At 58.5% G+C, this 20,999-nt stretch carries 16 protein-coding genes and 1 pseudogene; 6 read left to right on the top strand and 11 right to left on the bottom strand.

The window, feature by feature from the left end:
• Positions 1-114: 114 nt before the first annotated feature.
• The 5 genes from IEX53_RS18815 (at position 115) to IEX53_RS18795 (ending at position 7,756) form a co-directional block, all read left to right on the top strand.
• On the top strand, positions 115-2,457 hold the full coding sequence (locus tag IEX53_RS18815; RefSeq protein WP_308429157.1) for a glycoside hydrolase family 3 C-terminal domain-containing protein: 2,343 nt from the start codon (positions 115-117) through the stop codon (positions 2,455-2,457).
• Positions 2,454-3,629, top strand: coding sequence for an acetylornithine deacetylase (gene argE, locus IEX53_RS18810; RefSeq protein WP_188825718.1), 1,176 nt, complete (start codon positions 2,454-2,456; stop codon positions 3,627-3,629). The genes IEX53_RS18815 and argE overlap by 4 nt, the downstream gene beginning before the upstream one ends.
• Positions 3,630-3,726: 97 nt before the next feature.
• Entirely contained in the window at positions 3,727-4,797 is a 1,071-nt protein-coding gene (locus IEX53_RS18805) for an ABC transporter substrate-binding protein (RefSeq protein WP_188825717.1), read from the top strand.
• A gap of 113 nt (positions 4,798-4,910) precedes the next feature.
• Positions 4,911-6,647 (top strand): ABC transporter permease subunit, encoded by a 1,737-nt coding sequence (locus IEX53_RS18800; protein ID WP_188825716.1) that lies wholly within the window; start codon positions 4,911-4,913, stop codon positions 6,645-6,647.
• A gap of 50 nt (positions 6,648-6,697) precedes the next feature.
• Positions 6,698-7,756: an ABC transporter ATP-binding protein gene (locus IEX53_RS18795; protein WP_236016270.1), complete on the top strand. Its 1,059-nt coding sequence runs from the start codon at positions 6,698-6,700 to the stop codon at positions 7,754-7,756.
• Between the two features lie 32 nt (positions 7,757-7,788).
• On the opposite strand, the gene IEX53_RS18790 is transcribed toward IEX53_RS18795, so the two are convergent.
• The 8 genes and pseudogenes from IEX53_RS18790 to IEX53_RS18760 all read right to left on the bottom strand — a co-directional run bounded on the left by IEX53_RS18790 (position 7,789) and on the right by IEX53_RS18760 (position 11,442).
• Positions 7,789-8,337, bottom strand: a complete 549-nt coding sequence (locus IEX53_RS18790; protein ID WP_188825715.1) for a GreA/GreB family elongation factor — start codon at positions 8,335-8,337, stop codon at positions 7,789-7,791.
• Positions 8,338-8,546: 209 nt separating this feature from the next.
• The gene (gene rnk, locus IEX53_RS18785; protein WP_188825714.1) at positions 8,547-8,996 is read right to left on the bottom strand and encodes a nucleoside diphosphate kinase regulator; all 450 of its coding nucleotides are present in this window, start codon (positions 8,994-8,996) and stop codon (positions 8,547-8,549) included.
• Positions 8,997-9,701: 705 nt separating this feature from the next.
• Positions 9,702-9,848, bottom strand: a pseudogene (locus IEX53_RS24000) (transglutaminase family protein); the annotation flags it as partial.
• Positions 9,849-9,884: 36 nt separating this feature from the next.
• The gene (locus tag IEX53_RS18780) at positions 9,885-10,148 is read right to left on the bottom strand and encodes a DUF1488 family protein (RefSeq protein WP_188825713.1); all 264 of its coding nucleotides are present in this window, start codon (positions 10,146-10,148) and stop codon (positions 9,885-9,887) included.
• Positions 10,145-10,474, bottom strand: a complete 330-nt coding sequence (locus IEX53_RS18775; protein WP_188825712.1) for a hypothetical protein — start codon at positions 10,472-10,474, stop codon at positions 10,145-10,147. The genes IEX53_RS18780 and IEX53_RS18775 overlap by 4 nt, the downstream gene beginning before the upstream one ends.
• Positions 10,475-10,489: 15 nt before the next feature.
• On the bottom strand, positions 10,490-10,714 hold the full coding sequence (locus IEX53_RS18770; RefSeq protein ID WP_188825711.1) for a hypothetical protein: 225 nt from the start codon (positions 10,712-10,714) through the stop codon (positions 10,490-10,492).
• A 144-nt stretch (positions 10,715-10,858) separates the two neighbouring features.
• Entirely contained in the window at positions 10,859-11,182 is a 324-nt protein-coding gene (locus IEX53_RS18765) for a hypothetical protein (protein WP_188825710.1), read from the bottom strand.
• Complete coding sequence (locus IEX53_RS18760) at positions 11,179-11,442, bottom strand: hypothetical protein (protein WP_188825709.1); 264 nt, start codon at positions 11,440-11,442, stop codon at positions 11,179-11,181. Before IEX53_RS18760 ends, IEX53_RS18765 begins: the two co-directional genes overlap by 4 nt.
• A 517-nt stretch (positions 11,443-11,959) precedes the next feature.
• Between IEX53_RS18760 and IEX53_RS18755 the strand changes: the two genes are divergently transcribed.
• Positions 11,960-15,634 carry a type III effector HrpK domain-containing protein gene (locus IEX53_RS18755; RefSeq protein ID WP_236016269.1) on the top strand — a complete coding sequence of 1,225 codons (3,675 nt, stop codon included), beginning with the start codon at positions 11,960-11,962 and terminating at the stop codon, positions 15,632-15,634.
• A 305-nt stretch (positions 15,635-15,939) separates the two neighbouring features.
• Here the strand turns inward: IEX53_RS18755 and IEX53_RS18750 are convergent, their stop codons facing one another.
• The 3 genes from IEX53_RS18750 to IEX53_RS18740 all read right to left on the bottom strand — a co-directional run bounded on the left by IEX53_RS18750 (position 15,940) and on the right by IEX53_RS18740 (position 20,996).
• A complete protein-coding gene (locus IEX53_RS18750; RefSeq protein ID WP_188825708.1) occupies positions 15,940-19,101 on the bottom strand; it encodes a LysM peptidoglycan-binding domain-containing protein in 3,162 nt (1,053 codons plus the stop codon).
• Between the two features lie 114 nt (positions 19,102-19,215).
• The gene (locus IEX53_RS18745) at positions 19,216-19,839 is read right to left on the bottom strand and encodes a L,D-transpeptidase (RefSeq protein WP_188825707.1); all 624 of its coding nucleotides are present in this window, start codon (positions 19,837-19,839) and stop codon (positions 19,216-19,218) included.
• A gap of 29 nt (positions 19,840-19,868) precedes the next feature.
• A complete protein-coding gene (locus IEX53_RS18740) occupies positions 19,869-20,996 on the bottom strand; it encodes an EscU/YscU/HrcU family type III secretion system export apparatus switch protein (protein ID WP_210311663.1) in 1,128 nt (375 codons plus the stop codon).
• Positions 20,997-20,999 lie beyond the last annotated feature (3 nt).

The raw sequence follows: 20,999 nt of genomic DNA, 5'->3' as shown, positions 1-20,999 counted from the left end.
TCAAAGCACCAGTTCTGAATATCTTATTTTTCTTTTGCCTCCGCAAATGCAAGTGTCCGCGCCAATTCGACCGGCGCAGTCGCTATGCGCATTATCGCTATCACGGAGGCATCCTTGTCCAACAAGACCCCAGTCGCTGATCATCCGTCCGATCACCTCATCGAAGCTATGACCAACGAGGAGAAGGTTGATCTGCTTTCCGGGTTTGGAATGTGGAAGACCGCAGGGATCCCCGCCTATGGGATCAAGCCCATCGTCATGACCGATGGCACTTACGGCGTGCGCTATTCCATTCCGCAGATCGACAGCGACGAGCGCGGTGGTATGGAACTGGACGCATTTTTGTCGGTGGTCAATCAGCGTGCCAGTGACGTGGCCATCGCTTGGGGGGAAATGAAACCCGCGACCTGTTTTCCCAACGGTTCGGCCATGGGCAATAGCTGGGACGAGACGTTGATGCACCGTCTGGGCACGCTGCTTGGTAGGGAATGCCGCGCCATGGGCGTTCACCTGCTGCTGGGGCCGGGCATCAATTTGCGCCGAACCCCGCTGGCTGGCCGCTCCTATGAATACTATTCGGAAGACCCGCTGGTGACCGGCAAGCTTGCCGCAGCCGTGATCGATGGGATCCAGTCTCAAGGTGTCGGCACGTCGCTGAAGCACTTCGCCTGCAACAATTCCGAGGTTGAGCGAACCACAATGGATAGTGTTGTGGAAGAGCGCGCCCTGCGGGAAATTTATCTCAAGGGGTTCGAGATTGCCATCAAGCAGTCCAAGCCCTGGACAATCATGTCCTCTTATAACCGCCTCAATGGTGTTCAGGCGTCGGAGGATCCGTGGCTTCTCAACGAAGTCCTGCGACAGGAATGGGGCTTTGACGGCATCGTCGTCTCGGACTGGCATGGCATCAAGGACCGTCCGGCCTCGCTGATGGCGGGTGGGGACCTCGATATGCCGGAGAGCCCTCGGCGCAAAGCCGACCTGCTTGCGGCCCTACAGTCCGGTGCCGTGCCAGCAGAAGCGGCCAATCTCTCCTGCAGGCGGATGCTCGATCTGATCGATCGCTGCAACACGGGCGCAGCAACCCCGGTGCCGGTATACACCGCTGAGGAACATCATACTGAGGCCCGCAACATGGCGGCTGCCTCTATGGTGCTCGTGCGCAACGAAGGATTGCTTCCGGTTAGTTCTGCCATGCGGCGGATACTTGTGGTCGGACGCGATGCCGGAACACCCGTCATCCAGGGATCCGGCTGCGCCACGACCATCCCGACGATGGTGGATCAGCCGCTGGAGCAGTTACAGCGCGCGCTCGGTCCGGATCATCAGATCACTTTCTGCCCGGAGGCCGACGCCGAAGCGCTTGACATGGCGGCAAAGGCCGATCTGGTTCTGGTCTATACCTCGACGGAGGGTGCCTATGATGGCGAGGGCTCCGATCGCACGACATTGGCGCTCGGCCCAGGTCAGGACGAGATGATCGCAGCGCTTGCCGCGGTGTCACAAAAGGTAGCGGTCATCATCGCCTGTCCGGACGCCGTCGAAATGCCGTGGATCGAAAAAGTGGGCGCAGTGCTCGTCACCTTCTATTCCGGCCAGGCCATGGGCGGCGCGGTCGCCGACGTGCTGACCGGCAAGGTCAACCCGTCGGGCAAGCTCTCGGTGACTTTCCCCAAGCGGCTGGCAGACGTGCCGGGCTTCCTGCACTATCCGGGCGAGAACGGCCGGCATATTTATGGCGAAGGCATCCATGTCGGCTATCGAGCCTACGATCTGCGGGATATCGATCCGCTTTTCCCCTTCGGCCATGGATTGAGCTACACACAATTCGCCTATTCGGACTTGGCGCTCTCTGCTTCCGAAATCGGCTTGCACGACCAGATTGCCGTCGGCTTCACTATCACCAACACAGGCGCGCGCGCCGGTGCTGAGGTGGCTCAACTTTACCTTCAGGCACCAGGCAAGCGCCTGAAGCGCTCTCCGCAGGAGCTGAAAGGTTTTGCGAAACCCATGCTTGAGCCCGGCGAAAGCAAGCGGGTAGAGATGATAGTCAAAGGTTCCGATCTCGCTGTCTGGGACCCGGCATTAAGCCGCTGGGTTCTGGAAGGCGTCGATGCACGCCTCGTCGTCGGAGCCTCATCTCGCGATCCGCGGCTTGTCGCCGGTCTGAAGCTGAAGCCTTCGGTGTTGCCCTTCCGCCGGTTGGCCTATGACACGCAACCGGCTTACGTGCTGCCCAATTCCATAGCCTGCGAGCACATCTGTGCTTATCTGACGGCCCGTTGCAATATCTCCCCGGAGGAGGCGATGCGGATGCTCAATCACTGCTCGAACTCCTTTTTCGGCATCTTCACCTCGCTTGAGCGGCGCCTCCGCTTGTCGATCCCGGAAGCGGAAGTCATCGGCCTGATCAAGGAGATCAATGCCGCCATGGATACGGCGGAGGCAGGTCTGTGACGCCCACCGAGGACTGGCTTGGCCGACTGATCGCCCATCCCACTATCAGCGCCGACACGAACCTGCCGCTGATCACCGAGATCGAGGCCGCGCTCATGAAAGCCGGGGCGATCTGCGAGCGTTTCCCGGATGAAACTGGACAGAAGGCTTCACTGCTTGCCCGGTTCGGGCCGGATGTTCCCGGCGGGCTGATGCTCTCCGGTCACGTTGATGTCGTCCCGGTTGCGGGGCAAGACTGGACAGTTCCTCCGTTTGCGATGACCAGAAGGGAGAGACGCCTTTATGGACGCGGCAGTGCGGACATGAAAGGGTTCGTGGCTTCGGTAATGGCCCTGGGGGAAAAGCTTCATTCGGTTCGTTTTACCGCACCGCTCTGGATCGCCATCTCGTATGACGAGGAGATTGGGTGTGTTGGCGTGCGGCCGATGATCGACGATATCGACGCCCGAGGCATTCGACCCGACCTGATTGTGGTCGGAGAACCGACCTCGATGCAGCTTGGCCTTGGACACAAGGGCAAGATGGCCTTCCGCGTGACAGCCACTGGTGTGCCACGTCATTCGGCGGAGGCGCCCCTTGCACTCAATGCCCTGCATATCGCCACTGATTTCATCTCTAGGCTGCGTCGGCTGCAGGACGAAATCGAGGCCCATGGTCTGCGTGAGCCAGACTATTCCGTGCCTTACGCAACGGTTCATGTCGGCAGGCTTGCCGGCGGCACTGCCGTCAACCTTGTGCCGGACAAGGCCGAGATGTTGATGGAATGCCGAGTGATGGCGGCAGACGACCCGTTAGCCCTAGCCGAGCGCATCCGAAAAATTGGCGAGGCGGTCGTTGAGCCTTATCGGGCACGCTTCGCAGAAGCTGCGCTGGACGTGAAAGACACGGGCAACTATCCCGGACTTGCCACCGATGCGGATGATCCTGCTGTGCTGGCATTTGCAGGTTGCCTGCCAGCGGGAACGCCCCATTGCCGGCTGAGCTTTGGCACGGAAGCCGGGCTTTTCGCACAGGCGCTTGAAGCGCCAGTGATCATTTGCGGGCCCGGCAACATGGAGCAGGGCCATTGTCCCGACGAATTTATCGCGGAAAGCCAGTTAGCGCTTTGTGATGCTGTTCTCGCGCGCGCTGTCGACCGGTTCTGCCGGGGCTACCTTGGCGCTACTTCGTAGGAGCCAAAGCAAATGCACGGAAAAATGTAATTTACCTAAGCCGCAATGATGCGAGATGTACGGTGACGAGGGTTGAACAACAGCCGGAGGGCAAAAAATGAACAATAATTTCTCACGCCGTGGTTTTCTGAAGGCGTCAACCAGCATTGCCGCCGTCGGCCTGGCAGCGCCGATGATCCTGAAAGGCTCGCGCGCCTTCGCCGGCCAGACTCTAACCGTTCGCGACATGGGCGGCGCGTTCTACGAAGGTTTCAAGGTCGCTTTCTACGATACGTTCACCGCGGAGACCGGCGTCGTTATCCAGACCAACACCAACGAGCCCGACCCTATCCCGCAATACAAAATGGCCATCGATACCGACACGAAGTTGTTCGATGTCTCGCTGATGACGCCGGAACATGTTTTGCGCATACGCCAGCTCGGCGATCAATATATGTTGCCGCTCAACATCGAAGTTCCGAACAAGCAAGACTTCGTCCCGAACACCTTTGAGCCGGACTTCGCAGGTGTCGCGATCTTTGCGCTGGCTATGGCTTATCGCAAGGATACCATGAAGAAGGTCCCGGCCAGCTGGGCCGACTTCTGGAACGTCGAAGCTTTCAAGGGGCGTCGTGGTCTGTGGCGCAGCCCGATCACGACGCTTGAAATGGCGCTTCTCGCCGATGGCGTGCCGCTTGACAAACTCTATCCATTGGATGTCGAGCGAGCCTTCGCAAGCCTCGACAAGATCAAGTCTCACATCAACATCTGGTGGACTTCGGGGGCTCATGCGACACAGCTGCTCAAAGATGGCGAACTGGATATGATGTCCACATGGTCGACCCGGGCACAGGCCGCCATCAGCGCCGGTGCACCCGCCGGCATCGTCTGGAACGGCGGCCTTTTCAACATCGATGGCTGGACCATCGCCGGGAATACTGAGAAAGCCGACCTCGCTCGCAAGTTCATCGAGTGGTGCCTGGATGGCAAGCGGCAGGCTGCTTATACGGACATCCTGGCCTGCGGGCCGACCAATATGAAGGCCTATGAGTATCTGAGCGCCGAAAAGGCTACTCTCCTGCCCACTGCACCGGACAACATCAAGGGCTTAACCGTTCTCAACGCCGGGTACTGGGCCGAGCATCAGGATGAGCTGACCCAGCGTTTCGAGCAGTGGATTCTCAGCTAATTGTCGCCGACCGGCCACCGAAACTTGCGGCCTCGTCTCTGAACGGGGCCGTTATCTCTTGGTAAGGGTGGCTCGCGCGAGTTGAACGGGCCATTTCAACACACGGAATTTCCATGGCTGAACTTACCGTCAAAGACACATTCAAGAGGCCGCGCGCGAGGCTGGACAGCCTGTGGCTCTCGACGCCTGGGCTTGTCTATATGGCGCTGTTGCTGATCCTTCCGGCAGGCGCGCTCATCTGGCAATCTTTCGTCAATCCCAAATCGGGCGCGTTCGATCTGTCTGTCTATGAGCAGATGTTTTCGGCCGGGGTCTATGTGAAGGTCATGGCCAACACTTTCGCGATTGCCGCGCAAGTAACGCTGGTCTGTCTTCTGGTCGGTTATCCAATCGCTTTTTGGCTGGCAGGCATGCAAGAGCGTCGCCGGCGCATGGCGATGTGGCTCGTTCTACTGCCGTTTTGGGTGAGCCCGCTTCTGAAGAATTTTGCCTGGATCGTGCTTCTGGCGCGTAAAGGGATCGTCGCGCAGCTGCTCGTGGGCATGGGATTCGGTACCGAACTCAACCTGCTCTATGGTCGGGGGGCTGTCGTGTTCGGCATGGCGCACGCCATGCTGCCCATTGCTATCCTGACCATGCTGCCGACGATGCTGTCGATCGACAACCGGCTTATCCCCGCGGCTATGACGATGGGCGCAAGCCGCAGCCAGTCCTTCTGGCGCATCTTTGTGCCGCTTTCCATGCCGGGCGTCGCCGCGGCGGGCCTGCTGATCTTCGTCATGGGGCTTGGATTCTTCATTACGCCAGCGTTGCTCGGATCCCCGAACGAGACCGTTATCGGCCAGATGATGATCACGCAGGTGCAAAAGCTTTTCAATCTTCGTCTTGCGGGAGCGCTTGCGGCACTCCTGCTGGCCGTCACTCTGATTACCATCGCGCTTTACGACCGCCTTTTCGGCATGTCGGCGATTTCCGGCAATGGGGCGGCGCTGAAGCGTGGTGGCATCGTCGGTACCATCGGCAGCTGGATCATCGAAATCGCGGCGACGGTCAGTGACCTCTTCGCCCGCCTTCTGCCGGCGCGCCTCGGCAAGGGAGCCTTCACGGTGTTTGTCTGGCTCACCATTGCCGTGCTCATCGTCCCGGTCCTTGCCTTCCCGCCCATGGCTTTCTCCGGGTCAAGCTTCCTGGAATTCCCACCCAAGAGCTTTTCACTGCGCTGGTTCGAAGCTTATCTCGGCTCTGAGCAATGGATGGGCGCGACGATGCGCTCTATGGTCATCGCGATTGCAACCGGTATCTTTGCCACGATCATTGCGGGCATGGGCGCTTATGGTCTGGCCCGCTCGCAGCGCAAAATGGGTGGGCTGGTATTCCTGTCTTTCATGCTGCCTATGGTCGTGCCGAACATCGTGATCGGCGTCTCCTTGTTCTATGTCATGGCGAAAGTCGGGTTGATCGCCACTGATTCCGGCATCGTGCTCGGTCACACACTGTCGGCTATCCCGGTGGTGTTCGTCATTCTCCTGACAACTTTTCGCGGCGTCGATTGGCGCCTCCTGCAGGCCGCCGCCACTCTGGGCGCCAGCCGCTGGCAGCAGCTTCGCCTGGTGCTCCTGCCATTGGTGAAAGGTGGAGCCGTCGCGGCCTTCCTCTTTGGTCTGCTTCACTCTTTCGAAGAGCTGACCATTGCTCTCTTCGTGGGCGCCGGCATCAAACAGACCCTGCCCAAGCAGATGTGGGACGACATTATCCTCAGCATCTCCCCGACTCTGGCCGCGGCCTCGGTCTTCATCGTGGCGGTGGTGACTGTGCTCTTCGTCATTGCTGAAAGGGCAAGGCCGCGCTGATGATGCGCGCACCCTTCCTCTCAATCACGACCAAAGGAACCATGTTCGACATGTCAGTTGCATCCAGCCGCACATCCGATACCAAGCTCAAGGTGCAGGGCCTAGCGAAGATCTATGGCCACGTCACAGCGCTTGATCACGTCGATCTCGAAGTCCGCAAAGGCGAACTGCTTACGCTGCTCGGACCGTCCGGCTCGGGTAAGACGACCCTTCTTCAGCTCATCTGCGGATTGCAGGATCCCAGCGCCGGCTCGGTGTTCATCGATGGAAAGGACCAGACCTACGCGCCGGTCAACAAGCGTGATATCGGCGTCGTGTTTCAGAATTATGCGCTCTTCCCGCACATGACGGTGGCTGAGAATGTTGGCTTCGCCTTGAAAATGCGCGGACTGCGCAAGGCCGAGATCGATGCGAAAGTTGCGCAAGCGCTCGAAACAGTGGGGCTTGCCCATGCCACCGACCGCTCCCCATCGCAACTGTCCGGCGGCCAGCAACAGCGTGTCGCGCTGGCGCGCTGCCTCGTCTACGATCCTGCCATTATCCTGATGGACGAACCGCTCGGCGCTCTCGACGCCAAACTTCGCGAGGTGATGCAGATCGAGATCAAGCGCATCCATCGCGAGACCGGCGCCACGATCATCTTTGTCACCCACGACCAACAGGAAGCGCTGGCGCTCTCCGACCGCATCTGCCTGATGAACAATGGCAAGATCGCCCAGCTCGGCACGCCTCGCCAGATGTACGAGGAGCCGGAAAACCTGTTCGTGGCAGACTTCATCGGAATCTCCTCGATCATCCGCGGCACGGTTAGGGATAGCGCGCTTCAGACAGCGCTCGGGACATTTGCAATTGCAGGCGCCGTTCCCGCCGATGGCGCCAAGGGTGCAATTGTCGTGCGCCCCGAGGCGATCACCCTCGGCGCGGGCCTTTGCGAAGGCCGCGTGCGCGAAACGGTCTATGGCGGCTCTGATCTGCGCGTCATCATCGACGCAGGCGAACAGGAAATCATCGCTCGCTCTCCCGCTCAGGCCGCCGATGTGCAAGTCGGCACAAACATCCGCTTCGGCTGGGCGCCGGAAGCCGCGCGCTTTTTGCCCGCGTTGGATTGAACCGAGACACTGCAGTTTGAACAAGCTCGTGGCTACGCCGCACGCGGCCCGGGATCATCGTCATCCGGGTCGATCCGCGGTTCGGGATTGACTGGTGTCGGCTTGCGGCGAGCCTCAAATGCGAGGACGGACGATTGCTGTCCCAACGTGGCGTTGGTTGGCGTCTGTTGATTCAATCGATCCTTCCGGTTGGCTTGGGGCTGATGACAAACCTTGTCGAGACGAACCTCCTCGCTTCCGCCGTCCGATCGCTCGATCACGATCGTCTCGCCGGCTGTCAATCCCAGCAATGCGAGGCCGCGAATGGTTGTGACAGGCAGGGTGAGCCCCGGAACAGCACCGTCGTCACCATAGGCGAGGATCCGGTTATCTGTGCGGTTGCCGTCAACCGTGAACCCGACGCGGCTGTTGATCGTTGCGACATCGGGCCAAATGTCGTCCTGAAATAGGATGGTCGCGACCGAGAGTTTTTGGCGCAGCAGACGAAGGAACGCTTCGTCATGATGAGCGTCTCGCTCGAGCAGCACTTCGAGGATGCTGAAATCCTTCGTCGTCAGCTGGCAACGAGGCAGTTTGGACATGATACATCTCCGCCACACCGTGCCATGGAGCACGATGCACCGAGGTTAGATCCGCTTGTGTGGAAGGATCCGTCCCCTGGCCCGGCGTGCGTCTCCTTAACGCCGCGCCAGGGGCCAAGCGCCTGCGATCAAACGGCCTGAGCGAAAAATCAGTTCATTGCGGATAATAAAAAATTGCATATCGTAAGTCTCAAATCACTGTTGCACTATCATAGTACAGACCGCTGCTGTTCGTATGCAGAGACAACAAGGGGTGAATGGCGCTGTTCGACGGCAATGACCGTCAGTTCATGCTCCCGGCCATCACGAGCGGTCCATGTGATCGATTGACCTGTCGACAGACCAATAAGTGCTGCGCCGATTGGCGTGAGAATCGATATCCTGTTTTGTGCGATGTCGGCTTCGCCGGGGTACACAAGCGTCACCCGCCGCTGCTGGGCGCTGTCCGAGCGGAACTCCACGGTCGATCCCATCCGGACGACTTTCGCCGCCACGCTGCCGGCCACGACGACATGCGCCCTGTCCAATTCGGCCAGCAGTTCTTCGGCGACCTCCGGAAACCGGCTCTCAGCGCCGGTGGCGAGATCCGTGAGTCGTTTGTAGTCAATGTCGCTGACGACAATTCTTGGTTTGCGGCGGCTATTCTTTGGCTGGGTCATGACGGCTGGGTATCTCCTAGGTCGGCACACGAACGTCGTCAGCGCAAAGCTGCGCTGTCTCGGTCGTGTCGATGTTCTGCTGGTGGCGCCTTGGCAGATATGGCTGCACGAGATTGCAGCCTGAACGCGCACCCCCGGAGCTCGGGGCGCACATGGCCGAGCCCAAGGGGTTACAAATCTGCGATCGGATGAATCCGGAAAACTATGGCGCGCATCGTGTTCATCTGCCTAGGTTGGCCTGTTCTTTTGTTTTGTCAAGACAGCAGGAGAATAGTCAGGACGCGCGCGTTATCGAGATGAGCGTCCAATTCATGGATCCGACGGGGAGGGCAGTTAACGGATTGGAGAGCTTGGCAGATGCGCTTGAGCGTTTTGGCGCAAGGCCGTCACACAGGAACCACCAGCGAGTGTCGGTATCGGAGGTTGCGTGCCTCCGCAATCAGTTCCAGCATAATTCAATAACCGTTCTGTCTGACAGAAGCGGCTTTTTATTGCGCAGGATTGCCGCACGGCATTCTGAAGAGGCGCTTGTAGCCTCTTGGAGTACCTTTTGATCAACGAGACAGCGAGGCCGTCAACCAATTTAGTTCGATCCGCGCAGCGGAAACCAGGCTCACGTATAAGATGGTGGTGTCGGGGACGTAGCGCGCGTCGTCGGTCGAGCGGTAGCAGCCCGAGAGTATGCGAAGCTGGGCTTTCGCTGTTATCGCCGACCGGCGTGACCGGTCGGCGACATCGGTTGCCGAAGAGATCGCGGTAGGTCGATACCGGAACGTCGGGGGCGGTGAAATTTGCTTCCGGAACCTTGATGTTGGCCGCACGGTCTTCGTGGATCAACAGGAAACATACCAATGCAGTCGGCTGCTGATCGGCAGTGTGATCACATCGTCACCGGAAATCGGCGGCCGTCAGCATATAGGAGGTGCGACGTCCATGAGAGTAAGCTTCCCGTGCGACATTGTGGATCGAGTTGCGCGCCGCATCGAAAGCCGTGAGAATATCCGCTTCGGACAGTTGCGTCCTGCCGGGCTGCGCCAGCGCGGCGGTCTCGACGAAGAACGGCACCTCGAACATGCCGTCATGGCCGATGAAGCGGACAGCGTTGCGCACTTCATCGAAGCTGCGACTCCGGTTGGGAAATTGGATGGTCACCGTCGGCGTTCCTCTGCTGAATATCGTGCAATTTGGATGTGTGCCATCAGGCTACCCTGATTTCTGTGGCGTCGTTCATTACGACGATTCAGCGACACCATGCCGTCGGTTGCTGCCGAGCGGCTGAGGCCGGTCATGATCTGGCCATCTGCATGGGCTGGAACACCCGTGAATACGTGGTAGATAGTCCAGGAGCGATCCGTTTCGATACGGCGGCCGTATTGATGGTCCATAGGGTCTCGACTGAGTTCACCGCCTTCATTCTCCCCGGCGCTTAGCGCGATGGCATCGCGTACCCGCTCGGTATCGTTGTTGGGGAAGTTCATTATTGCTGCCTTTCTTCATTGGCTGCTTCGGCGTGGGATGGGCCCTGAATAGAGTGTCAATCCCTTCGCGTCGGTAATCGTCATCGCGTCCGGTTGCTGCGGCATGTCGAGGGTCCGCAAAAGCTGCCATGCAATCTCGATCGCGCCACCAAGATCGGCAGCTTCTGCGGTCTCTCGGGCGACGACCGCATGTGCATCGTCAACGTCCCGGGTGCGGTAAAAATCGATTACGATCTTCATTGATGCCCGCGCTCCCGTTTTGTCACAGCGTGCTGCTCTCAGCCTTTGCCGCGCGGGGTGTTGGCATTCGCGGCGGGCTTGATCTGGTTGCCGAACGTGCTTTCAGGTTTGGACTGAGCCTTTTCCTGCTTCGGCTTTCTAATCTCACGATTGCTGCGTTTCTGTCCCTTGGCCACGGCCGAAAGTCCTTTCGATGAGAGTTTCGCCGTGGACTGCCGGCCATATGCCGACCGGCTCGAGACTGTCCTGCGTCGTCACCCGCTCATGACGTTCGTCGTTGTTGCGGATGCGGTATTGAGGTGAATCTCCGCGCGGCGGCAGCGTGCCGGTGATGTGATAGACGTCCCCGGGCAAAGCCGGCCTTCCGAAACCGCTCTTCAGGCGGACAGACTGGCCCACTGCAAAGCGATGGGTTGCGGTGTCGCGCGGGAGCGTCCGGCTGCGGTGTGAAAAGCTCGTTGCTGTCATAAAAATTCATGGTCCTTTTCGAGTGCGGCATCGATGTCCGCCGGATTGACCGGCACCATCTGTTGCGTTGGAACCTGCATGGCTAACGCCGGCAGGTGGACGAAGACAGCGACGCGTCGCCAGGCAAGCCGGGATAAGGCGTTGATTGACTCTTCGTCTTGGTCGACACGATATTCTCCAGCGGACTGCGGGGCATCGAAGCCGGGTAACAGGAACGCGGACGAAAATCGGGCGACCGTATGCATGGTGCGTGTGGTCATGGTACGGGTCTCCGCAGGAGAGACGCGGATGCGCTTCCTGCATCATTCCCATTCGAACCGGAACGATCCCGCTGCTGCCAGTACATCCGTGGTCAGCACTGGGCTTCGCCCCAAGTTCAAACAGAGCGAGATGCGCGCCGGATCGGCGCTTGTGCATTCGCTGTCGAGAATTCGGTGATGGAATGGCGGGTCGTAGTCTCTGACACCGCGAAAGCCAAATGGCCAAATCAACGTGTTTTACATATACGCCTCGATTGGTGTTCTAACAAGGCGACCGGCATATTTATTTATTCTTCGCTCCTATGAATCGGTATATCTCTATAAAATACTCCCCAAATACGAATGAATTTTCTTGTTCGCCCGACGTGTCTGGCCAGCGGGGGCGAATTTGTATTTTCGCAGTCGGCAAATCGTTTTGGGGCCCCATCATTTAAGTGCCGGCAGCACTTCGTAAGGCAATTGATTTCCTTTCTGTTGCTCTTACCTATGCGGAGGGGTCGAGCCTTGAACGGACAACTTGCCGGGGTGCCAAACCCCGCCAGGGTATGCACGGGGCGCCCCGCCGCCGCCAGACCTTCGATCACGAAACCGAGGCCCACGCCGGCGAAGTCCTCAGAGGAGAGGAGCCTTCCTTGAAGAGCCTTGGCCGGATTCCTCCTCCCCACGGAGTGCACCATGTGGATCTGGCAAATACCAGGTAGCGGCCGGCCAGATTTTATCCGCAATAAATAACTGCGTGTCACAGGCAGTACACACATCGGTGTCTAATCTTAACGCAATCCTTACTCGAAACAGACCGCAAGTCACAGCGATAGGAGAGGCGCCGATGTCGAAAGTTACCAGCAAACCTTCGAGCCCTATTGATCCAAGTTCAGTAGACCCAAATAATGTCGCCGCGTGGGAAGAGGCCAAAAGGCAAGCCGAGGAGGCTGGTATACGCTGGGAACGGCCGGCAGGGGACAATCGTTCCGCAGAGGACATCATTAACAGCAATCCCCTGCTGCGCGATCTCGGCAACCAGGCGGGCGTCCGGGAATCACTGGAGGCGAGGGTTGGCGGCGACATCGAAACCGACGCGGACGCAGCTTATCGCGCGGAACAGGTACTTGAACATATCGAGACATTCGATAGCAGCGGAAATCGCTTGGCAAGCAACGATATTGGCAATGGCCGCATCGACGGCTTCACGCGGGATCAGGAAGCGAGGAACGGCACAGAGGCCGGACGTCTCCAGGATTTCGGAAAGTATGGGTTTTCGAACCTTAAGGGCGAGCTCGCCGATGTGACCTCCGCGGCAGACGATCCTGAAGCGCGCAAGCAGGCCGAAGAGCTCGGCATCCAGTGGGAACGGCCGGAAGATGACGACCGCTCGGCCGAAGACATCATTAACGGGAGCCCTCTGCTGAGGAATCTTGGCAATCAGAGCGATGTCAAGGACATGCTCAAGGAGCGCGTCGGCGACTTTGAGCATGACGCAGATGCCGCGTACCGCGCGGTCCAGGTTCTCGAGCATGTCGAGCAGTTCGACGCCAATGGCAAGGATATCGTGGGTGGCGATGTCGGCAATGGCAGTATCGATGGATTCACCAACAGCGGTGAGGCCAAGCCGCACACGGAAGCCGGCCGCCTGCAAGACTTCGGCAAGTATGGTTTCTCCGCCTTGAAGGGCGAGATGATCAATCCCGATACGGTCGGAGGCAACAAGGAAGCGCGCGAAGCCGCAGAAAAGGCGGGCATAAAGTGGGAGCTGCCGGAAGACGACAAGCGCTCCGCGCAGGACATCATCGACGACAATCCGGTGCTGAAGAATCTCGGCAACCAGAGTGGCATCAAGGATATGCTCAAGGAGCGCGTCGGTGATTTCGAGAAGGATGCCGATGCTGCCTATCGCGCCATCCAGGTCCTCGACCGGATAACCATGTACGACGACAAGGGCAACGCGCAGTACGGAGGCGATGTCTCGAACACAAGCATAGATGGCTTCACCAATAGTGGCGAGGCTAAGCATGGCACGGAAGCCGGCAGGCTTCAGGACTTCGGAAAGTACGGTTTCGAGACGCTTCCGGATGTGAAGAAAACGGAAGATATCGGCAGCTACAAGGATTTCCTCAAGGCAAACCCGGACGCGGACGAAACATCCAAGACTATCGCAAAATACGCAGCCATCATCGGCGAGAACTATGACGCCATCAAAGGCAAGACCGGCGCTGATGGCAACCTCACGGCGGATGACCTGAAGAAATATTTGGATGAAAATCCGCAGATCAGCGATGATTTCAAGGAAGCGCTGAATTTCTGGTCGCAGACCGGCGCGTTCACCAAGCTCGAGACCGCGGCAGATCCGTTGAAATTCAAGCCAGACGGCGAAGTCAGCTCGGATGACATATCGAACTGGCTCAAGACCCAGGCACCCAAGGATGCCGGGTCGGGCATCATATTCCTGTCCGATGCAATCAACGGAAACGTGACGGGCGAAGTGGACACGAGCAAGCTGAACAAGGATATCTTCGAGAATCCGGACAAGTACTCGGCGGAGGAAAAGGCCGCGGCGCTTCAGGAGCTTCTGGCCGCGCAGCAACTCGTCATCAAGGGTGCCGAGGCGGGCATGTGGGGCGATGATTACGGCAAGGTCGCTATCTCCAACCGCGCGCGCACGCATCCGGACCCGAACGAAGTGCTTAAAGACATCAACGAGCATATCAGCATTCTTGAAAGCGATCCCGAGGTTGTAAAATACCTCAATGAAAGCAATGCCAAGCAGATGGCTGAGCTGCTGGATGAGAACAAGGGTCTCAAGGACGCGCTGCAGAGTACCTACGACAACGAGATTAAAAACGGAAAGTCGCTGGACAGTCTTTGGGACACGCATACCAAAGACGGCAAGACTGACCAGCAGGCGGCACTTGCGGAATTCTTCACGTCGGCAAGCTTGTACCAGGAGGTGCTCGGCATAAAGAATCCGTCGGAAATCCAGGATGCGGTCGGCTCTTCAAAGCACGCGCAGGAATTCAAGGATTTCTACGAGCATTCTCTGGCTTCCGGCAAACGGCTGGAAGAACTGATGGAATCCAATACGTTCGAAGAAGCGGTCGGCGCGTTCAGTGCTGAGGTAGCGCTTTACAACGCGGCGCTCGACCCGGACTTTACCGGCAAGTTCGATACTCAGCTGACCGAAAACTTCAACAGGATCGCGCAGGACAATGTCCTGAAAGACGGGTCCTTCGAAGATCTGAAAGCGGCGTTTGGGGTCAATGGTGGGGACGAACTCGATGAGGCGAAGGTTAAAGCGCTGATCGAAGAGGTCATCAAAAACAATCCGGAGCTTGTGACCAATCCGAATGGGACGACAGCCACAGCCGACCAGATACTCGCCGGCATCCGAGGCAGTTGGGACGTCCTGCGGCAGGGAACCAAATCCCTGGCCGAACTCAAATCGGATTGGCTAAATCCTGACGTGAAGCACCTCTCCGACAAGGGTGTTCTGCATGGTGTCAGCGGTATCTTCATGGCCGGGGTTACCATTGCGAAAGGGGCAAAAAGCGGCGGGAATCTCACCGAGAAAGCTATAGTCGATATTACAACCGGTTCGGTCATGACGACAACGCTACTGACAGAAGGCGGCGTCAAAGCTTACAAGGACTATTTGAAGACAGTGGCGGAGGAGCATCCGGATAGCTCTCTCGGCAAGAAAATCGGCAAGATGTCCGATGCACAACTTGCGGACTATGTTAGCCAATGGTCGCGCGGGGAAAATGCCGCAAAGGGCCTCGGTGGTCTCGCAGGCATCGTGGCGGGCGCCTATGGCATCTTCGACGGCGTTCAATCGATCCGCAAGGGCGATCTGGTCAGTGGCGGTATCAACATCACCGCCGGCTCCCTCGGCGCATTGGCGGGCGTTGCTTCGGCGATTGAAGGCGGTGTTGGTGCGTTCGGTTCCGCTGCGGTGCGGGCGGCGCTCGCCCCGATTGCCGGCGTTGCCGGTGTCCTTGGATTGGCGGCCGCCGGCGTGGGCGCTATCGCCATGTTCCTGCCCGGCTTGATTGAGGAAGGCAAACAGCAAACCAGGGCCAATAATTTCGGCTCGCTTCTCGGCGACTATCTCACGAAGTACGAAATCGATGGCGTGCCGAACGGTGATATATGGGATGTGCCGGATGACGCCTGGCCCGAGACGAGCGAAGGTCTGTCGTAACGAGCGCGACAATCGTGTGCAATAGAGCTTTGGATCTTATGGGGAAAGGGGCCGACAGGCCCCTTTCTTGTTTTAAGCTATTTTGTCGAGGCGGGCTTTGTATACCGCGCTGCCTCCGATTTTTGCAACGCTTCGAATGGCGGCGTGGACGCTGGGTTCCGGCATCCCGCTTATACCACATTGGAAGTGAGCTCAGCGGCAAAGGCCCTTGCATGGACATCATAGCGCAACGCTCTGCATCTTCGTACAAAGATGCAAAGCGTTGGCTTTCAATTTCCAAAGGCGCGGGGGGCGCCGCCGCGTCGTCAAGACACCGGCAGAGCCAGTTCCGGTATCCCGAGCGTGTTAAGGGCAATGTCGATCTGGGTTACGGAACTCGGTGACGCGTCGCCATCTTCGACATAGAAGCGCTCGCCGAAAAAGGTCTGTCTCGGGGTAACGACTTCCTGATTATAAAGAATGTCGCTTGTATAATTATAATCGTCTGCGGCTGTCGGCTCCAATTTGGTTGCGTTGCCGCCGAATTCGTCGATCGTGTGATGCAGATTGTCGCGCAACGTCGCCAATTGCTCTGCCGACATATCGTTAAGCCAGTTGGTGAAGATTATGCGATGCGCGGCATCCTCAAGGTCGAAACCTTTTTGCTTGGCATATTCGACAAGAAGGGGGACGGGGCTATGGCCGTCGCCGCTGTTGTCGATCAGCGCCTGCGAAGCGGCCGTGCTGAGCTCCGACGTGTCAAGGAACTCTGCCGAACGCGCAGTCTCGTATTTGTTGTTTTCGCGAACGTCTTCCACAATCATAGATGCGCCGACGCCGAGAATGACGACTCCTAGGCCGATCGGCCCGGCGATCGTGCCGGCACCGAATGTTGCAGCGAGGCCGCCGGCTGCCGTTGCGGCATGAATCCCCCCCATCAGTGGATCCCCCCCCGCAAAAGCCTGGTAGGAATTGACCCCGTCAAAGACAGATCCGACGGCTCCAAGGAATTTAGTGCCGGGCCTGAGGCTGCCGTCGAAATAGCGGGCTGCGAAGGAATCGGGCGAGATCATGTCGAGACCCCGGCCGATTTCAATCGAGCGCTGCGCTAGACCTGCCGCATCGAAGGTTGCTTTCAGAATAGTTTCGACATTTGGCGTGGTGAACGCCGCTTCGGCGGAGTTCATGAGGCCGACTGCAGATGCGCTGGCGCCGATTGTCCGGAGCAACTGGCCAGGAATCGTGGAACTTGAGAAGGTGCGCACCCCGCTTTGCTGGTGGCTGTCGAGTTCCCTCAGCCTTGTATCCAGATCCTGCATTTTCTGCCGGGTGACGGCTTCCGTGTCGCCCGCTTCGGGCAGCGACGCTTCGATCGCGTCGATCGCCTTGTTCATGTCCTTTTCGGTGACGCCGAGTAGCGTGGCGAATTTGCCGTCCCTGAATTTTTCCAGGCCGTCGCGGATCTCTGCCATGCTGGCGGCATCGCCAGGTTTGAAATCGGCGATCTTCGGCAGGATGTCCCGCTGCACATATTGAGTGAAAATTTCCTCGACCAGTTTGCGGCCGCGGTCTGTCAGTCGTGCTTGCCGGCTGGCGAAGTTCAATACGGCCGGGCTGTCAAGCAACTCGGGATTGGTGCGCAACGCCGTCTGGATTGCCAGATAAGAGCGGTCATCGTTGAGGATGCTTTCAATTTCCTTGTCGATGAGCGCCTTCTGTTCGGCGGGCTCGTCGGGGAAGGCTCCGAGCTGCGTTATCTGATTCAGAAGCGTCTCTCCATGCTTGGAGACTTCATCCTGAAGCTGCTTTTCGGTCTGTGTCCAGGCGCCTTCCGTGCGCCCGTCCTCGGGCTTGTCCATTGTGGTTTTGTAGTTGTCGATCGCCCTCTGCAACTCGTCAGGCGACATGGTGTCGCCGTGATTTTCGATAAGCCAGCGAAGCTCTTCCATATGGGCCGAGTATGCATCGACGGCGCTATTGGTCGCGGTCTGGGTTTGCTGGACACCGGGCAGAATTTCCTGCTCCAGCACCGTCGTGTCCGAACCCATACGTTCCGAATATTCCAGGCCATATGTCAGGCTGCCACCCGTGCCGATGCTCTGCGAGAGCTCATGCTGGGCATAGAAGCCCATATCGGCCCAGCTTTCTATGGTGCTGTCGCCGCGTGACGTTCCCTCGATCCGCCCAGCTACCTTCAACATGGCCTCGACGCCGCCGGTGCCGAGCATGGAAAAGCCTGTCTGCTCCATATAGAGGCTGTTCGCGCGTTCGATTTCGGGTGTGGTTTGAGAGACAAGCGCGGCGGCTAGTTCCGGTGGGACGCCATCGGTCAGGCGATCGAGGCGGCCGAAGGTTTCAAACGGCTTCGACTGGTTGTCCACCGATGGATCGAAATTGCCGAGAGGTTCGGTCGCGTGACCGGCTATCGCATTGATAAAATCGTAGCCGTAGCCAGTATGCAGCAGCATTGACTGCATTTCGGGCGAAGCGTTTTTGTAGCTTTCGGCAAAGGCCTTAAACTGCGCAACGGGATCATCGCCAGCCGCTCGGGCATTATCGACAACGGCGCGAATCTGGGCTTCTGCTTGAGGGCCATTATGCCCGGTGCTCGCCAATGGGATTCCAGACGTTGCAGCCGCTTGTTCGATTGCAATCTGGGACGGGCCTGCATCCCTCCAATCGCGGTCGTAAAGGTTTTGCAGCGCGCCGGGGCGCTCGCTTTCCGGCAGCGTATCGAGGAAAGCATTGATGTCGTCGGCTAATGCGGTGGTTTCGCGGCTGTGATCCACCAACGCCGATGGGTCGGCATATTCCAGTGCGTTGCCGCGATCATAAAACTCTGATGCAAATGCCTCGATAGGGTCAGTTTCCAGACCGGCGGCTTCCACGGCATTCGAGACGGCAATGCCGGCCGGACCTGCGTCGACCCAATCTGCCTGCGAAAGGCGCAGCGCCGCTGCCTGACGTGCTTCCGGCGGCAGGGCCGCGAGATAGTCGGCGACATCTTGCTCCATCGCCGCCGTCTCCGCGGCAGCGTCGATACCATCCGACGGTTCGCTGTATTCGACCTTATTGCCGCGTTCGTAAAGCGAATCGATGAATGCATCCTCTCCGGCCGGCTTTCCGGTTAGATCAACGGATGTATCTGCGACGATCTCAGGCTCAGGCGCTGGCAGGATGATGATATCGCCGGGATGGATGAGATCGCCATTGCGGTTGATTTCGTCTGCGTTGATCGCGAGCGCCTCGGCCAGATCGACGTGGTTTTCGCGCGCAATTTTCTCCAGCGTGTCGCCTGCTTCCACGATGAAAACGCGGTCGCCAAGTTCCGCCTGATCCTTGCCGTTACGGTCCCTGTCTGCTAGTTCGCGGAGGACGAGCGCGATATCGCGCCGGAATGCCTCACCCTGCTCTGAGGGGATTGGCGTTGCGGTATCCCCGTTCTCACTAAAGCGATTGCGGGCGTTCATATCGATCCGGTAGGCCATGGCGTGCTCTCGATCTGATTTACGGGACGGTCGGCGACACTGCTCTTGGATGGTCAACTATAGGCAATCCGCTCGCGCGGAGGGTTACAATTTCATGAAAGTTTCTCGGCAATCCTAGAAGACGCGCACCTTGGCGCCGACATTGACGCGCTCATAGAGATCGATGATGTCGGTGTTGGTCATGCGAAAACATCCCGATGACGCGGCTTCCCCCACGGTCTCCGGCTCGTTCGAGCCATGTATCCTGTAAAGGGTGCCACCGAGATAGAGCGCGCGCGCGCCAAGCGGATTTTCCGGTCCTCCCGCCATATAGCGGGGCAGGTCCGGGCGGCGGGCGAGCATATCGGCGGGCGGACGCCAATCCGGCCAGTGCTTCTTGGCGCTGATGCGTTCGGTCCCACGCCATCCATAGCCCTCGCGGCCGACGCCGACTTTGTAGGTTTGGGCAAAACCACCCGCCTCGATCAAGTAAAGGCGGCGCGCGGTGGTATCGATCAAGATGGTGCCGACGGGCTCGGCGCTCTGATAGGCGATGCGTTGCCGCGTGCCGCGATCGGCATTCTTGTTCGTCGCATGAGGCGTGGAAGGCGCCGGGGCAGGGCGTGTCGGTGAGTACAGGAAGTCGATGTAGCTTTCATCGAACACCGGTGCTCCTGCGGGTTGGGCCTGGACCTGTGTAGCCGGGATGGCGATAAGCATCACAATCAGGAAAAGCCATCGCGCATTGAATTTGAGCATCGTGTCGTCCTGTCGGTCATTCGGGCAGTTCAGATAAGCTTGGCAGCGACCAGCAGGTCGGCGACGCGCTGGAACATTTTTTCAGGCACGGGTTCGCCGGTCTGGGACGAACGGGCGATGGCATCGGCCAGTGCCGTATCGCGGATCACAGGAATCCCTTTCAGCAGCGCCTCCGTGATCATCGTGCGCGATTGTCCCGGGTTGGCGCGGCAAGCGATCATCGGGACAGGTGTCTCACCGCGAACGTAACGGATTCCGACCGCCCAGTTTTCGGGGGAGCCAACCAGCAGGGAGGCATTCATCAATCCCGTTTTGGTGGCGTAGGCCTGCATTTCGCGCCGCTGTTTCCGGCGCTGTTGCAGAATGGCCGGATCTCCTTCTGCATCGCGGCGTTCGCGCTTTTGCTCGCTCTTCGTCATCTTCATTTCGCGCTTGAACAGCCAATTCTGCACCAGCACATCGATCAGCCCGACGACAAAAAAGGCGATGATGACGGTGATGATGAGGGGCTGCAGGAGAGCCTTGAACGTGCTCGTCACGCAGGAGGCACCGCAGGCGGACGATTGCATGAGGGCTTGCAAGCCCATGCGGAAAACGATGACGAATGCAGTTGCCAGCACGGTCACCTTGGCGAGCGCTTTGAGGAAGTCCACCACGCTCCGCATGGAAAAAATGCGTTTGGCACCTGAAACAGGGTTGATGTGTTCGAAATTCGGCGTGATCGGCGTAGTCGAAAACACAAAGCCGCGCATGACGACCACATTCGTGAGGACGATTGCGGCTACCGTAACCGCCAGTAGTGGCACAGCAAGTCCGGTCAATATGGCCCCGGCAAAGGCGAGAACGGTCGGCCACAATTCTGCAAACGGATCGACATGAACCCGTCTTGCAATGAGATTTACAAGATCCTCGATCCTACTCTGTTCACTTGCAACGGCGAAGGCGAGATAGGTGATCGAGGCGAACATAACTGTGCCGGCGACGAGATCCTGGCTCTTGGAAACCTGACCTTTTTCGCGTGCGTCGCGGATCTTCTTGTCCGAAGGCGGAAGGCTTTTTTCCTCGCTCGTTTCGCTCATCTGATGCTCCCGAGGACAGCGATTTGGCGAGCGAGGAGTGATGCGAGTTCCGGGAGATAGGACGGCCGCATATTGCAAGCG

This window comes from Paramesorhizobium endophyticum (assembly GCF_014640615.1).
GTDB classification, from domain to species: Bacteria; Pseudomonadota; Alphaproteobacteria; order Rhizobiales; family Rhizobiaceae; genus Paramesorhizobium; species Paramesorhizobium endophyticum.
This window is presented reverse-complemented; position numbering and strand designations above follow the sequence as displayed.